The sequence below is a fragment of the Shewanella sp. SP1S2-4 genome (genome assembly GCF_031932075.1).
Lineage (GTDB): Bacteria > Pseudomonadota > Gammaproteobacteria > Enterobacterales > Shewanellaceae > Shewanella > Shewanella baltica.
The window spans coordinates 1-14300 of sequence record NZ_JAUOET010000007.1 but is presented as its reverse complement, the minus strand read 5'-3'; the positions used below and the strand labels follow the sequence as shown (position 1 = coordinate 14300).

Annotated in this window: 10 protein-coding genes; 9 read left to right on the top strand and 1 reads right to left on the bottom strand. The window is 47.3% G+C overall.

Annotated features, from left to right (window positions below; translation table 11 throughout):
* Nucleotides 1–113 precede the first annotated feature (113 nt).
* Together Q4Q52_RS09055 and Q4Q52_RS09050 are read left to right on the top strand one after the other, a co-directional pair.
* Nucleotides 114–1361, top strand: a complete 1248-nt coding sequence (locus Q4Q52_RS09055) for an RDD family protein (protein WP_126491682.1) — start codon at nt 114–116, stop codon at nt 1359–1361.
* Nucleotides 1358–2479: a beta-ketoacyl-ACP synthase III gene (locus tag Q4Q52_RS09050; RefSeq protein ID WP_311990426.1), complete on the top strand. Its 1122-nt coding sequence runs from the start codon at nt 1358–1360 to the stop codon at nt 2477–2479. The genes Q4Q52_RS09055 and Q4Q52_RS09050 overlap by 4 nt, the downstream gene beginning before the upstream one ends.
* Before the next feature lie 128 nt (nt 2480–2607).
* Here the strand turns inward: Q4Q52_RS09050 and cysZ are convergent, their stop codons facing one another.
* Entirely contained in the window at nt 2608–3387 is a 780-nt protein-coding gene (cysZ, locus tag Q4Q52_RS09045) for a sulfate transporter CysZ (RefSeq protein WP_006082150.1), read from the bottom strand.
* Between the two features lie 221 nt (nt 3388–3608).
* Here cysZ and Q4Q52_RS09040 point away from each other — a divergent pair, with 221 nt between their 5' ends.
* The 7 genes from Q4Q52_RS09040 (at nt 3609) to Q4Q52_RS09010 (ending at nt 14097) form a co-directional block, all read left to right on the top strand.
* Nucleotides 3609–7025 (top strand): chromosome segregation protein SMC, encoded by a 3417-nt coding sequence (locus Q4Q52_RS09040; RefSeq protein ID WP_311990425.1) that lies wholly within the window; start codon nt 3609–3611, stop codon nt 7023–7025.
* A gap of 23 nt (nt 7026–7048) precedes the next feature.
* Complete coding sequence (gene zipA, locus Q4Q52_RS09035; RefSeq protein WP_300482940.1) at nt 7049–8119, top strand: cell division protein ZipA; 1071 nt, start codon at nt 7049–7051, stop codon at nt 8117–8119.
* A gap of 101 nt (nt 8120–8220) precedes the next feature.
* Entirely contained in the window at nt 8221–10278 is a 2058-nt protein-coding gene (ligA, locus tag Q4Q52_RS09030) for an NAD-dependent DNA ligase LigA (RefSeq protein ID WP_311990424.1), read from the top strand.
* Between the two features lie 227 nt (nt 10279–10505).
* Nucleotides 10506–11003, top strand: a complete 498-nt coding sequence (locus Q4Q52_RS09025; protein WP_063884806.1) for a DUF2919 domain-containing protein — start codon at nt 10506–10508, stop codon at nt 11001–11003.
* A 225-nt stretch (nt 11004–11228) separates the two neighbouring features.
* On the top strand, nt 11229–12434 hold the full coding sequence (locus Q4Q52_RS09020; RefSeq protein ID WP_311990423.1) for an HD domain-containing phosphohydrolase: 1206 nt from the start codon (nt 11229–11231) through the stop codon (nt 12432–12434).
* A 56-nt stretch (nt 12435–12490) separates the two neighbouring features.
* Nucleotides 12491–13354 carry an SDR family NAD(P)-dependent oxidoreductase gene (locus Q4Q52_RS09015; protein ID WP_311990422.1) on the top strand — a complete coding sequence of 288 codons (864 nt, stop codon included), beginning with the start codon at nt 12491–12493 and terminating at the stop codon, nt 13352–13354.
* 122 nt (nt 13355–13476) lie between these two features.
* Entirely contained in the window at nt 13477–14097 is a 621-nt protein-coding gene (locus Q4Q52_RS09010) for a thiol:disulfide interchange protein DsbA/DsbL (RefSeq protein ID WP_198555482.1), read from the top strand.
* The last annotated feature ends 203 nt before the right edge of the window (nt 14098–14300 follow it).

The window sequence follows — 14300 nt, the reverse complement described above, 5'->3', positions numbered from 1 at the left end:
TAACTGTGTTAACCTCTTGCTAACATAAAAAAGATTGTTGCATTCGCAAGGATAACTTCTTGATGTGTCAATCGTAAAACAAGCCTATCACTCGTATCGGACAAGACGCAAACATGAAACAACAGCAAACGGATTTGGGCAAAGACCCAAAAACTATGGTGACTCCCCATGCTTTTACCATTGCAGACACTGTACTTTATACGCCATTGGCGGCGCCCTTAAAACGTGCTTTAGCCATGTTGATTGATGGTTTACTGATCACAGTGTTAGCGGAGCAGATGGATTGGATGTTTGTATTGCTGGTGGTCGGTATCATTTATATTGAGAAACGCAGTCATCAATTGGGTCGTTTACTCAAATGGGGACTTTATGCCGCAATGTTAGCTTTTATGTTGCTCACGACCGCCGATAACCTGCTTAATGTTAATGGCTCAAACAATACCGATAATGAGCAGGCAGTTGAGGGGGCTGCATTGGGTAAACAAATTATTACCTCGCTTCCAGCCATCATTTCGTTGAGCCTTTGTGATAATTACGCTTGTGGTAAAACTCAAGTTCAATCCCTGCGCGAGGTGATAGAAAACGCTTCAGCATCAAAGGGCATGACAGAGATTGAGCGACGGGAGATAGTCCTTAGCGCCATCGCCAACAGTAGTTTGTCTGCCGCAGACAGCGAAAAGCTCCAGACGGAAGTCCTTGATGGCACCTTGTGGCCAGTTATCGCGCCCCAAGCTGAGTTGCAAATGCCTGATACTCAGTCTGAGCCGCTCAAGTCGACACAAGCCATTGGAACCAGTGAACCAACTGATCCCGCGCAAGGTGTTGTGGCTAATGCAGCAAAAGTAACCGAAACGACAGACACAACCAAAACAGTACCTTCGCCAAGCACAAGAGTGAAAAGCGCCGATGATGAAGAGGAATCTACAACCCACAGTGTTATCGCTTGGGTCAAAGGTTTTATGAGTGATATGGGGCTGGGCTTTGGTTGGGCGGCGTTTTACTTTACCGTTTTTACCGCGCGGTTTGATGGTCAAACCTTAGGCAAGAAGATGCTTGGCATTCGGGTGATCCAGCTCGATGGCGCTAAAATCAGTTTATGGGCCGCCTTTGGCCGTTATGGTGGTTACGCCGCAGGCTTCACCACTGGCTTACTTGGCTTTATGCAAATATTTTGGGATGCCAATCGGCAGGGGATCCAAGATAAAATATCTTCAACAGTCGTGATAGACTTAGCACAAATGCATAAAAAGCAACGATTAGAGCAGCAAGTACAGGGGCAAAGTGAGTTAGCGCCCGCGCTTACGAGTGATGATGCCGCCTCTGCTCACCTTACAACAAGCACCCGTTCGGAGCACCTATGAAACAGGTCGTGATTTCGGGGAGTGGCTTATTTACGCCGCCCCACAGTATTTCTAATGAAGCCTTAGTTGAGAGCTTCAATGCCTATGTGGATATTTACAATCTTGAAAATGCAGGCTTAATCGAGCAAGGCCATGTCGAGGCTTTGTCCTATTCCTCGAGCGAATTTATTGAAAAGGCCTCGGGCATCAAGCACAGATATGTGATGGTGAAAGAGGGCATTCTCGATCCCGAAGTCATGATGCCGTTAATTCCAGAGCGCAGTAGCGACGAGTTATCTATGCAGGCTGAAATTGGGGTTGAAGCCGCATTGATGGCACTTAACAATGCCAATCTCAAAGCCGAACAGATTGATCTGGTGATTGTTGCCTGTGCTTATACTCAGCGTGCCTATCCTGCGATGGCAATTGAAATTCAACGTGCACTCGGTACGCGCGGTTATGGTTACGACATGCAAGTGGCCTGTTCATCGGCAACCTTTGCAATTGTTGCCGCTGCTAATGCGATTGCGACGGGCTCAGCTTCAAGAGTGTTAGTCATCAACCCTGAGATTTGTTCGGCGCAGGTGAATTATCGCGACCGTGACAGCCATTTTATCTTTGGTGATGTCGCGACCGCACTGGTACTGGAAGAGCAAAGCTTAGCTCAATCTGACAATGTGTTTAAAATTCTCTCAAGCCGCTGTTTTACTGATTATTCGAATAATATTCGCAGTAATTTTGGTTTCTTGAATCGCTGCGATCCCAGTGCTGCCCATCAGGCCGATAAACTGTTCCACCAACAAGGACGTAAAGTGTTTAAAGAGCTGTTGCCGATGATTTACCAACATTTGGATGAACATCTGGCCGAACAAGCGTTAACGCCGCAGTCTTTTAAGCGTCTGTGGTTGCATCAAGCTAACATCAACATGAATCAGTTTGTGGTGAGAAAGCTGCTTGGGGATGATGTGTCAGCGGAACAAGCGCCTGTCTTATTAGACGAGTACGCCAATACCGCATCTGCGGGCTCTGTGATTGCATTTCATAAGTATTCCAGCGACTTTAAAGCGGGTGATTTAGGCTTATTAAGTTCTTTTGGCGCGGGATATTCCATCGGCAGTGTGATTTTGCAGAAGTGCTAAGCTGAACTTGGCATCGCAGATTGTTCTGCGATCTTTATCAATAAAAACAGCCTCAATTGAGGCTGTTTTTATGTTGCGGGAATTGATATCAAACCCACATCATTTTAGATAAGTATTTGTATCGTTAATTATTCTGGTGCGATTGCATGATTGCGGTAGGCTTCACGATACTTGTCGACCCACATCGCCGTTGCGCCACAAATCGCCACAGGCATCACGATAAAGTTGACGATGGGGATCATCGAAAACAGTGTCACTGTAGCGCCAAAGCTAAAACTCGTGCCACGGGTTTGATTCAAGGCAAAGCGCATATCCTTAAAACTGACCTTATGGTTATCGAAGGGATAATCGCAGTACTGAATTGCCATCATCCAAGCGCTGAACAGGAACCATAAGATTGGCGCCAGCGTTTGGCCCACCATAGGCACTAAAAACAGCAATAAAAACACCAATGCGCGGGGCAGATAGTACTTAAGTTTGATCCACTCACGCCCAAGGATACGCGGTAAGTCTTTGATTAAATCTATGCCAGTACCGGTATTCAGCGGCTTGCCAGTTAATAGCTGCTCGACTTTTTCAGCCAACAGACCATTAAAGGGAGCGGCGAGCCAGTTCATCACCGAGCTAAACACAAAGGCGAGCATCACCAGCATAGTGGTCACAGCAAGCGGCCAAAGTAAAAAGTTTAACCAGCTTAAGTAGTCAGGCAGCTGGGCGTTCATCCAAGTGAACATGGCGTCCAACTGGCCTATGGCCACATAAATGACGCCTGCAAACAGCAGCAGGTTGATCATCAAGGGAATAAATACGAAAGTGCGCAGGCCTTTACGTGTAATTAAACCAAAGCCATCGAGAAAATAATTAACGCCGCTTTTGGCTGGGAAGGGCAAGGTTTTCTTCTGTGTCATATCGTCTTTCCAAAAAGTTGGGCTACAGCTTGAGAGACAGCCTGATATAAAGATAACTGCGATTGTGATCAACTCATGGGCAGATGACAAGCTAAAAGCCGCATGAATTCAATAAAAAGCGTTACAAAATGCTGCCTGCTTTGTTAAAGTTGCCAGCAGAATGCATTTGCACCACTGGGCTCATTTTCGGGCCAGACTTCAGAGACGCGCTAACTGGCACCATGAGATTAAAACAGATAAAACTTGCCGGCTTTAAGTCGTTCGTCGATCCCACTAAAATTCCTTTTTTACAGGCATTAACCGCCATTATTGGTCCAAATGGCTGCGGTAAATCGAATGTGATCGATGCCGTGCGTTGGGTATTGGGTGAAAGTTCGGCGAAACACCTGCGCGGTGATTCGATGGCCGACGTGATCTTTAACGGCTCAAGCGCACGAAAACCTGTGTCTGTGGCGGGTGTTGAACTTATTTTTGAAAATAAAGATGGTCGCCTCGCGGGTCAGTATGCCAGTTACGAAGAAATCGCCGTTAAGCGTCAGGTGAGCCGAGACGGTGAGTCTTGGTATTTTCTCAATGGCCAAAAGTGTCGCCGTAAAGACATTACCGACTTGTTTATGGGCACAGGTCTTGGTCCGCGCAGCTACGCCATTATTGAGCAGGGCACGATTTCTCGCCTTATCGAATCTAAACCTCAAGACTTGCGCACTTTTATTGAAGAAGCCGCAGGGATTTCTCGCTATAAAGAACGCCGCCGCGAAACCGAAAATCGTATCCGCCATACCCGCGAAAACCTCGAGCGTTTAGGCGATATTCGCAGTGAACTCGGCAAACAGTTAGATAAACTGGCGCAGCAGGCCAAGGCCGCGAAGCAATATCGTGAGCTAAAACAGGCCGAGCGCAAGACCCATGCTGAACTCCTCGTGATGCGCTATCAAGAGTTGCAAGATCAGATGGCGAGTCTGTCTGAGCAAATCCGCGCCATAGAAGTGCAACAAGCGGCGGCGCAGTCGCTCGCGCAAACCGATGAATTGCAAACGACTGAATTGCAAGTGCAACTCGCCCAATTAGCGGAGCAAGAACAACGCGCAGTTGAGGCCTATTATCTGACTGGCACCGACATCGCTAAGTTAGAACAACAGTTACAGAATCAAAAGCAGCGTGATGCCCAGCTTGAAACCCAGTTGGCGCAAGTTAAAGAACAGATCCTGCAAAACACCGATAAGCTCAACGGCTATAAAGCGAGTCTTAGCGCGTTAGAGCTTGAGCTTGCCAAGCTTGGGCCGCAGCATGATGAACAGCAAGAAATCATGGATGAGCTGCAATCCCAATGGGAAATGAGCATAGAGCGCAGTCAGCAGCAGGCCGAAGTGGCGCGCCAACAGGCCGTGGATGTTTCGCAGCACAAGTTACAGCTTGAGCTGCGCCGCAGTCAGTTGGCGCATCAGCAGCAATTATTGCAGCATAAACAGCAGCAAAGCAGTGAGCAGCAAGCGCAGCTCATCGCTTTAGTGGACAGCGATCTCGCCTCAAACATCACGCCACTGCAACAAGAAATTGCGTCTCTTGAATATGCAACCAGACAACAAGCTGAGATTAATCATCAGCAAGAACAACTTGTTAGTGAAAGCACGCAAGCTTTAGATGACGCCCGCCATAGCGCCGAGCAGATTCAGCAGCAATTAACCGCGACCAAAGCGCGCCATGAGCTGGTCGAACAGTGGTTGACTAAGCAGGAACAGCAAAGTGATAAACCGCAGTTATGGCAGAGTTTAACCGTTGAAAATGGTTGGGAAACTGCGGCTGAACTCGCCCTAAATGGTTTGTTGACCTTGCCCGTTGGCGTCACTGAAACCGAAATGGGGTTTCAAGCGTTAGCGTCGCAATCTACCCAGAGTGAGTATTTACAGGCTGAGGTGAATCTTGCCCCTTGGTTAGCGGGGCTTAAGTGGGCAAAAGATATTCACGCGGCAAAACAACTACTGTCACAGTTAAAGACCGATGAGCGGATTGTCACCGCCGACGGATATCTCCTCGGTCAAGGTTTTTTAATCACTAAGACAGAGGGCGCTCAGTCACTGGTGCAGCTCAGCAAAGAGCAAGCTCAGCTAGCGCAAAACATCCTCGATTTACAGCAATCTCTGCACGTTCAGCAAGATAAAATGGCGGAACTTGCGGCTATCTTGCAGCAGCAAAGGCAACAATTGACTGCTGGCGCGCAAAAATCGCATCAATTAGAGTTGGATAAAACAACAAAGTCGATGCAGCTCAGTGGCTTAACTGAGCAAGTGAAGGCGCGCGCTGAGCAGCAGAACAAACTTGAAGCGGCATTAAGCGCGAGCTTGATTGACCTTGAACGCTTGAGCGAGCAATGCGAAGTATTGGCAGAGCAAGAAACAGAACTTGATGATGCGTTGCAGGCGAGTATTGATATTCAGCGGCAACTCACCCAAGACACGCAGGCCGATAGCGTGCGCCATCAAGCTTTGAAAGCGCGAATTACAGAGGTTGAACGTCAGTTATCGACCACGACTTCGGCCTTACAAGCTGTAACTATGCGTATGGCTGTCAGTACTGAACAAATTGAATTACAGCAAGTACGTGTCAATGAACTTATCCACACCCGTGAGTCTGTGTTAGCCGAACTTGCCAAAGTCGCCCAATTAAGTGGCGTAAAAAATAGTGTGCAGCTGACTGAACAGTTAACGCAGCTATTACAGCAACAACATGAGCAACAACAGGGCTTAAAAAATGTCCGTCAGCAGCAAAGTGGGCTCACTGAGACATTAAACAGTATAGGAATAAAGCAAAAACAAGAGCTTGGTAAGCTTGAGGGCTTGACTCAAAGCCTGAGCACGTTAAAGTTACGTCGTGAAGGAATAAAAGGCCAAGCCAATAGTCAGCTGGAAGCCTTACAGGAACAGCAAATTGTTCTGTCTGAAATCCTCGGCAACTTGCCCGCAGAGGGCATGCCTGACAAGTGGCAAAGTGATTTAGATCAAATACGGCAGAAAATTGTTCGCTTAGGCGCCATTAACCTTGCAGCCATCGAAGAATTTGAACAGCAAAGTGAGCGAAAATCCTATCTTGATCATCAAGATGACGATTTAAATAAGGGACTGGCGACCTTAGAGGAAGCGATCCGTAAGATAGACAAAGAAACCCGAAGCCGCTTTAAGACGACATTTGATTCAGTCAATGAAGATCTCGGACGCTTATTTCCTAAGGTGTTTGGTGGTGGTCGAGCTTACTTAGCGTTAACGGATGATGATTTACTGGAAACTGGCGTCACTATCATGGCGCAGCCGCCAGGTAAGAAGAACAGCACAATCCATCTTCTTTCGGGTGGTGAAAAAGCCTTAACCGCTTTATCATTGGTATTCGCAATTTTTAGGCTGAATCCTGCTCCCTTCTGTATGTTAGACGAAGTGGATGCGCCATTAGACGATGCCAACGTTGAACGTTTCTGTCGATTACTGAAAGAAATGTCACAGAGCGTACAGTTTATTTATATCAGCCATAACAAAATAACCATGGAAATGGCTGATCAACTTATAGGCGTGACTATGCACGAGCCCGGTGTGTCTCGTATAGTCGCGGTAGACATAGAGCAAGCGGTGGCGATGGCTGACGCTGGATAACTAGAACAAAGACAGGGTAACCAATGGAAGATTTGCAACTAGTATTGTTTGTTTTAGGCGCCATAGCCATAGTTGCTGTGCTGGTGCATGGATTTTGGTCTATCAGAAGACAACAACCTAAGTCATTGAAAGATAGTCCAATGGGCAATTTTTATAAAAAACAGGCCGAGAAAGGTGAGCCGAGCCCTAAGCGAATTGATGCCGAAGGATTTGATGCCGACGGTATTGGTGCTGTGCGAGTGCGTAAAGCTGGCGAAATGACGCCTAATAACGAGACTCCCGCGGCCAATCCTTATTTGAAACAGGAAGTAAAGCTAGAGACTAAGCCGCAAGAATTGACATCACCAGAATTTAAAGCAGAACTTAAATCAGGGCTTAAGCCAGAGCTGAAGGTAGAAACGAAACACGAACCTATTCTAGCTCAGCCTGATTTTAGCTTGCAGCCACCTGTTGCAAAAGAGCAACACCGCGGTCCTAAAGTCTCGCGCCAAGAGCCCGTCTTGGGCACGCAAGTGCCGCAAATGGGTCAATCCCATGCTGCTATTGTGGCGCAAAAAGCCGCGGAGCAAGAACAAGCGCTACGTGCCGCGCCGCAGCAAACTGCTTTGTTTGAAGAAAATGAATATGAAACAGATCATCAACAAGTAGCGCATGTTGAACAAGCCGCTGAAGATGAATTAGGTGAGCCACGCGACGTGCTGGTTTTACATGTGGTCGCAAAAGATGGCCAACAGCTGAACGGCGCTGAACTACTGCCTTGTTTCTTAACTTTGAACTTTAAATATGGCGACATGAATATTTTCCATCGCCATGTGGATAATGCGGGCAATGGTAAAGTCTTGTTCTCTATTGCTAACATGCTAAAACCTGGCGTGTTTGATCCGGACAACATGGAGCAGTTCAGTACTCAAGGTGTGGTATTTTTCATGACGTTACCTTGCTACGGCGATGCTTTAATGAACTTCTCGATTATGCTTAACTCTGCGCGCCAACTCGCTGAGGAGATCGATGCCGTGGTACTCGACGGTCAACGTTTGCCTTGGGGCGAGTTTACTAAGCAAGATTATTTACACCGTATTCGCGCTAACGCTTAGCCGACGCCGCAATTTGGCGGTTAATACATTGATGAGGCCGCGATTGCGGCCTCATTTTTTATGATCTACTTTTGTGATCTAAAGCATTCTGGATAAAGAATATGCAAGACATTCAACTCGATACACTAGTGTCAGAAGACGTTAACCCTGAAAACGCATCGCAGGTGATGCAGGCGCTCAGCCAATCACTGAACGAGCACAACATTCGTTACTATGTGGATGATGCGCCGAGCATTACTGATTCTGAGTACGACAGGTTGATGCAGTGTTTACTCAAGCTTGAGGCGTTATATCCCCATTTGATTGTGGCTGATTCACCGACTCAAAGGGTGGGCGGATTGGCGCTCGCCAAATTTGATCAAATCACTCACCTTAAACCTATGTTGAGCTTAGATAACGCCTTCGATGAAGCGGATTTCAGTGCTTTCCACAAACGTGTCACCGATAAAGTGGGTGAGGTGAGTTTTTGCTGCGAGCCTAAACTCGATGGCCTTGCCGTGAGTATCTTGTATCGCCATGGCGTGCTTGAGCGCGCTGCGACCCGCGGCGATGGTTCAGTGGGTGAAGACATCACTGAAAACGTTAAAACCATTAAATCGATACCGCTTAAATTGCGCGGTAATGATTTCCCTGAACTCGTTGAAGTGCGCGGCGAAGCCTTTATGCCTAAAGCCGCCTTTGAAGCGCTGAACGACAGGGCGCGCGCCAAGGATGAAAAACTCTTTGTTAATCCGCGTAACGCTGCTGCCGGTAGCTTGCGTCAACTTGACAGTAAAATTACCGCCGCCCGCTCATTGGCTTTTTATGCCTATGCGCTAGGGGTTGTTGAGCCGGATTCCCATCCGTTAGCTAAAACCCATTTCGAGCAGTTACAGCAGCTTAAGTCGTGGGGTTTACCCGTTAGTAGCGAAATCAAAGTCTGCGCTGAATTAAGCCAAGTCTATGACTACTATAAAAACATTCTCACTCGTCGCGGCGATTTAGCCTTTGAAATCGATGGCGTCGTGATGAAAGTTAACGATATTGCCCAGCAGCAACGTTTAGGTTTTGTGGCTAAATCTCCCCGCTGGGCGATTGCCTATAAATTCCCCGCACAGGAAGAAATGACTCTACTTGAAGGCGTCGATTTCCAAGTGGGCCGCACAGGTGCGGTGACGCCTGTGGCGCGCTTAAAGCCAGTATTTGTTGGCGGCGTGACGGTATCGAATGCGACGCTGCACAATGCCGATGAAATTGCCCGTTTAGGCATTAAAGTCGGTGACACTGTGGTCATCCGCCGCGCTGGTGATGTGATCCCACAAATTGTTGCCATAGTGCCAGAAAGACGTCCTGAAACGGCGACTGGCATTGTATTTCCGCATAATTGCCCTGTGTGTGGCAGTTTAGTCGAGCGTCTCGAAGGTGAGGCAGTGGCGCGCTGTAGCGGTGGTTTATTCTGCGAAGCTCAGCGTAAAGAAGCGATTAAGCATTTCGCATCCCGCAAGGCTTTGGATATCGATGGCATGGGCGACAAAGTCGTCGAGCAATTGATTGATAAAGAACTCGTCCAAAGTCCTGCGGATCTGTTTAAGCTCACCGCCTCTATGATGACTATGCTCGACCGCATGGGGATGAAGTCGGCAACCAATTTAGCAGCGGCGATTGAAGCGGCCAAAACCACAACACTTGCGCGTTTCTTATATGCCTTGGGCATTCGCGAAGTGGGCGAGGCGACGGCGGCAAACCTTGCGGCGCACTTTGCCAGTTTAGATGCGCTGCGGGTGGCAAGTGTGGAGCAGTTAACTGAAGTGGAAGATGTTGGCGCCGTGGTGGCCCAGCATGTGGCCCACTTTTTTGCTCAGCCGCATAACCTTGAGGTTATCGATGCCTTAATCGCTGCTGGTGTGCATTGGCCCGCCATTGAAGCGCCAAGTGCAGAGGCGCAGCCGCTTAAAGGCCAAACTTGGGTATTGACCGGTACCTTAAATCAGCTCAATCGTAATGATGCTAAAGCGCAGTTGCAGGCGCTGGGGGCAAAAGTCGCTGGCAGTGTGTCGAAAAATACCGATTGCTTAGTGGCAGGTGAGGCGGCAGGTTCAAAACTTGCGAAAGCGCAGGAGCTTGGCGTTAAAGTGATGGATGAGGATGAGTTATTGGCACTGCTCGCTGCGAACGCTTGATTGCTGTGGGCTGAAATAGGCCGCTGGCTCTGGTCTGATGTTTTGAATCTACAGTTTAAAAACCACTGAATCGTAAGTATTAAATAGCGCCTTACCTATGGCGCTATTTTTATTTGCACGCGTAAAAAGAAATGGGGGAAAGATAGTCTGCTTTGGCTATTGAATTAGCCGCGATTGGCACCATCTCCTTAATATGCTGTTTTAGTTTTTGCTAATTGGAAACCTATTTGAATTTCAGTCACATCACTTGGCTCGATGATAAAGGCCATATTAAACCGCCGATCTTTTTATACGCACTCTTGGCTTATCTTGCGCGCGGTTGGTGCATTTTTATCGCCTCGCTGACCCAGATGGGTGACCGTTCTGAGTTAGTGCGGATTTTTTACCCTGAAAAGTCAGATTTTTTGCTAGCACTCGGGGCGGGACTGGGCGCGGTTTTGATTTATCTTGTGGTGATTGCCGAACGTCGCCGTTCGCCTCAATGGTTAAGACCTATTTTTGTGCATTTGAAATGGGGTCTGTGGTTGCTGCTGATGATTGATGGTGTCTTGCTGGGGCAGCGGCTGAACCATGGCCAATTCCTATTCCATTGGAGCCTCGCTTTAGACGCGTTAGTCTTGTTCTGGTCGGGCATTTATCTCATTAAATCGAAGCGACTCAGTTATTATCTCCGTGACTGGCCCAAAGAAGAGCCAAAAATAGAACAAAAAGAGCTTCAGCCTTAAGATCCTATCCTGTTGTTATTTAGTCCCTTTATTTAACACTGAGGCGCAGGGCACAAATTAATGTGTCTTATGCCTCAGTTTGATAAGGATTTTTCATGTGTACTCTGCATCGAACGCTTTGAATCATCTATAGTTATATGTACTTAGCTTGAATGTGCCCTGTGGGATACGCAGATGAGGTCATCTGTTTATGTCTCGCATCACATTTGAAAGGAGTCATACTGCGTGGCAAAAGTACCTCAAAAAAAATTATCACTATCAGAAATTCAACTTGGCATGAGAGTCAAGTTGCCCTTGTCATGGACGAATCACCCCTTTTTATTTAACCGCGTTGATATAAGCAGTGCCGCTCAAATCGAAATGATCCGTGGCTTAGGGGTTCCCTATGTGTTTTTGTTGTCGGAATCGAATGCAGAACTGGATATTGTTGAAGAAGACGAAGACATTGAAGACGAGATAGCAGTCGAACCCGAACGGGATCTCAAGGCCGATACCCGTAAGGCGATGCGTTTAAGTCAAAAGCGTTTTTTAATGAATGTGAATAATTCCCGTAATGTGTTTGGTAAAATAGTCAGCGATCCAGAAGGCGCCTATCGACTTTCGGCGGCACTGGTTGAAGACATGCTAAGCCATTTGCAGGAAGTTGAAACACCGTTTCTGACCTTGGTTGGGATGGATGAGAAAGAGGTGAGTGTGACCCAACACGGCGTCTCTGTGGCGGTGTTGGCAATGATGATAGGTCACGCGCTGGATTTAACTCCAAGAGATCTGCGTGATATTGCCCTTGGCAGTTTGCTGCATGATATCGGTAAGCTTAAAGTGCCCGATGTGATCCGCCGAAAGCGTGGTGCACTGACGACACACGAAGCCAGCTATTTACAAATGCATCCTAATTTTGGTTTTGACATGTTGAATCGGTCAGGATTATTCCCTAAAGAGGTGTTAAATGTCATTCTACACCACCATGAGTTTGTTGATGGTTCTGGATTTCCTGACGGATTAACGGGGCATAAGATCCCAATCGTTACGCAGATCGTAAGCCTAGCAAATGATTATGATCAGCAGCTCAGTGGCCAGCAAGCAACGTCTCCTCAAGTGGCATTGGGTTATCTGTTTAAAAATCGTTCGAGTAAACATTCGGAATCACTGATTTCTGTGTTAGTTAAAATTCTTGGCATTTATCCTCCTGGAACTATAGTAAAGCTCTCCGATGACAGTATTGCGAAAGTGATCATGACCACCAAAGAAGTGAGTCAGCCCCAAGTCTGGGCTTGCAAAGTGGACGGGAGTGATGCTTCGCTGCGTTTCTTAAGTGACGAAGGCGTAACAGTGCAAAAAGCCATCAAAGCGGAAGAGTTGTCAGAGGGCGCTATTCGTACCTTGCAAGTCGATAAAGGGGTTAGTTTTTATTTTAGTTCGCTACAAACTTGAATCTTATGCACTAAGTTCCGTATTCTATCCGCTGATATGATTCCCTTAGGGCAAATATGGCGAATGTAAAAGCAGAAAACGGCGCAGTTAAATCCAGTGTTGCCTTGGTCGGTTGTGGATGGTTTGGTTTTGCCTTAGCAAAGCAGCTTGTCCAAGAGGGTTACAGAGTCACAGGCTGTAAGCGTAGCGCCGATGAATTATCGATATTAACTGAGGTTGGGATTGAAGCCTATCCGCTGCAATTGGGCAGCGAAGCACCCTCTGCCCCCGATGCTCAGGCGTTAAGCGGTTTATTTCAAACCGATTATCTAGTGGTCAATATTCCTCCCCGATTAAAGCGCGGTAACGCCACGTATCTTGATGAATTACAACAACTCATCGCATTAACCCAAGGCTGGCAATATCAGCGGATTGTGTTTATCAGCACCACAGGTGTGTATCCGGCCCAAGATAAAGTGATGACCGAAGCCGATGCCTTGGCAGAATCCAGCGACAGCCAAGTGCTATTAGATGCAGAAGCTTTATTTCAAGCGCGGCACCATAGCTGTATTGTCCGCTTTGCGGGGCTCGTAGGTCCCAAACGTCATCCTGGACGTTTCCTTGCAGGGAAAACTGATGTCAGTGGCGCCAATGTGGCAGTGAATTTAGTTCACTTAAGTGATTGTGTTAGTGCGGTAAGTCGGATACTCGCGGCAACGAGCATAGGGCTAGCTGTGGCTCCGATTTATAACCTCTGCGCGCCAATGCATCCTACCAAAGCTGAGTTTTATCAGGCTGCTGCCGAGTCCCTAGGTTTAGTCGCGCCCGAATTTAATCAACAATCCATGCCGAGTAAAGTCATCCAAGCTAACGCCATTGTCACAGATTTAGGCTTTCGATATCAGTATGCTTCTCCGCTGGATATGCTAGCGGCATGTTGAGAAAGGTTAATTATTGTTAAAGGTAAAAGCCGAGCTTTTAGGTTATCTTTGGCTTCCAAGTTTTGCTTGAGCGAATGTGTCATCCTTATTTAAATCAATGACGAATAAAAAGAGACAATATAATGAGCGTGTTTAATCGAGTTCGACCTATAGCCGCATTGGCGTGCGGATTAATCCTGAGTGCTAGCTTTGCACTGCAGGCCGCAAGTTTCGAAGAAGGCAAAGATTATGTTACGGTAGCGGGAATTACCGAAGCACAAAAGCCTGTGCTGCGGGAGTTTTTCTCCTATAACTGCCCGCATTGCTATAAACAAGAACCGCTTATGGACTTGACAGTGCAACTGCTCGGCAAAGATGTCGCTTTTGAGCGGACCCCGGTTGGCGCTGGCCGTCCTGCTTGGGAACTGAGTCAACTTGCCTACTATGTGGCGCAAAAATTAAAGATGACCAAGCAAACCCATGGCGCTATTTTCAAGCAAATCCATGAGAAAGGTGAGCAATTTACTGCGCCTGAACAAGTTAAAGCTTTCTTTGTCGCTCAAGGTGCTAAGGTGGATGATGTTGATGCCGCGATGAATTCCGTCGATGCCAAATTCACTCTAATGAATTATGACTCTCAAGCTGAGCTTGCTGGGATCAAGGGCGTACCCTCATTACTGGTTAATGGCCGTTATATGCTGACCTCAACCGCGCACACGCCAGAAGAGCTGGCAGCCTTAGTGAAGTTTTTAGCCGCGAAGTAACCGCGTTTAATAAATTGAGAATTGGTTTATCGCCGTTAAAGGATAACGACCTTGCAAGGTCATTATTCCGCCATTGGCCAATCTAACGTTAATAACCCAGTTTAGGCTGGGTTATTTTTTGCCTTAAACTCAAAAGATAACTCGTGGCCAACTTTGGTAAGCCAAACTGGGCGATGACTATTCTTAAGTGAAATCGCTGTGCG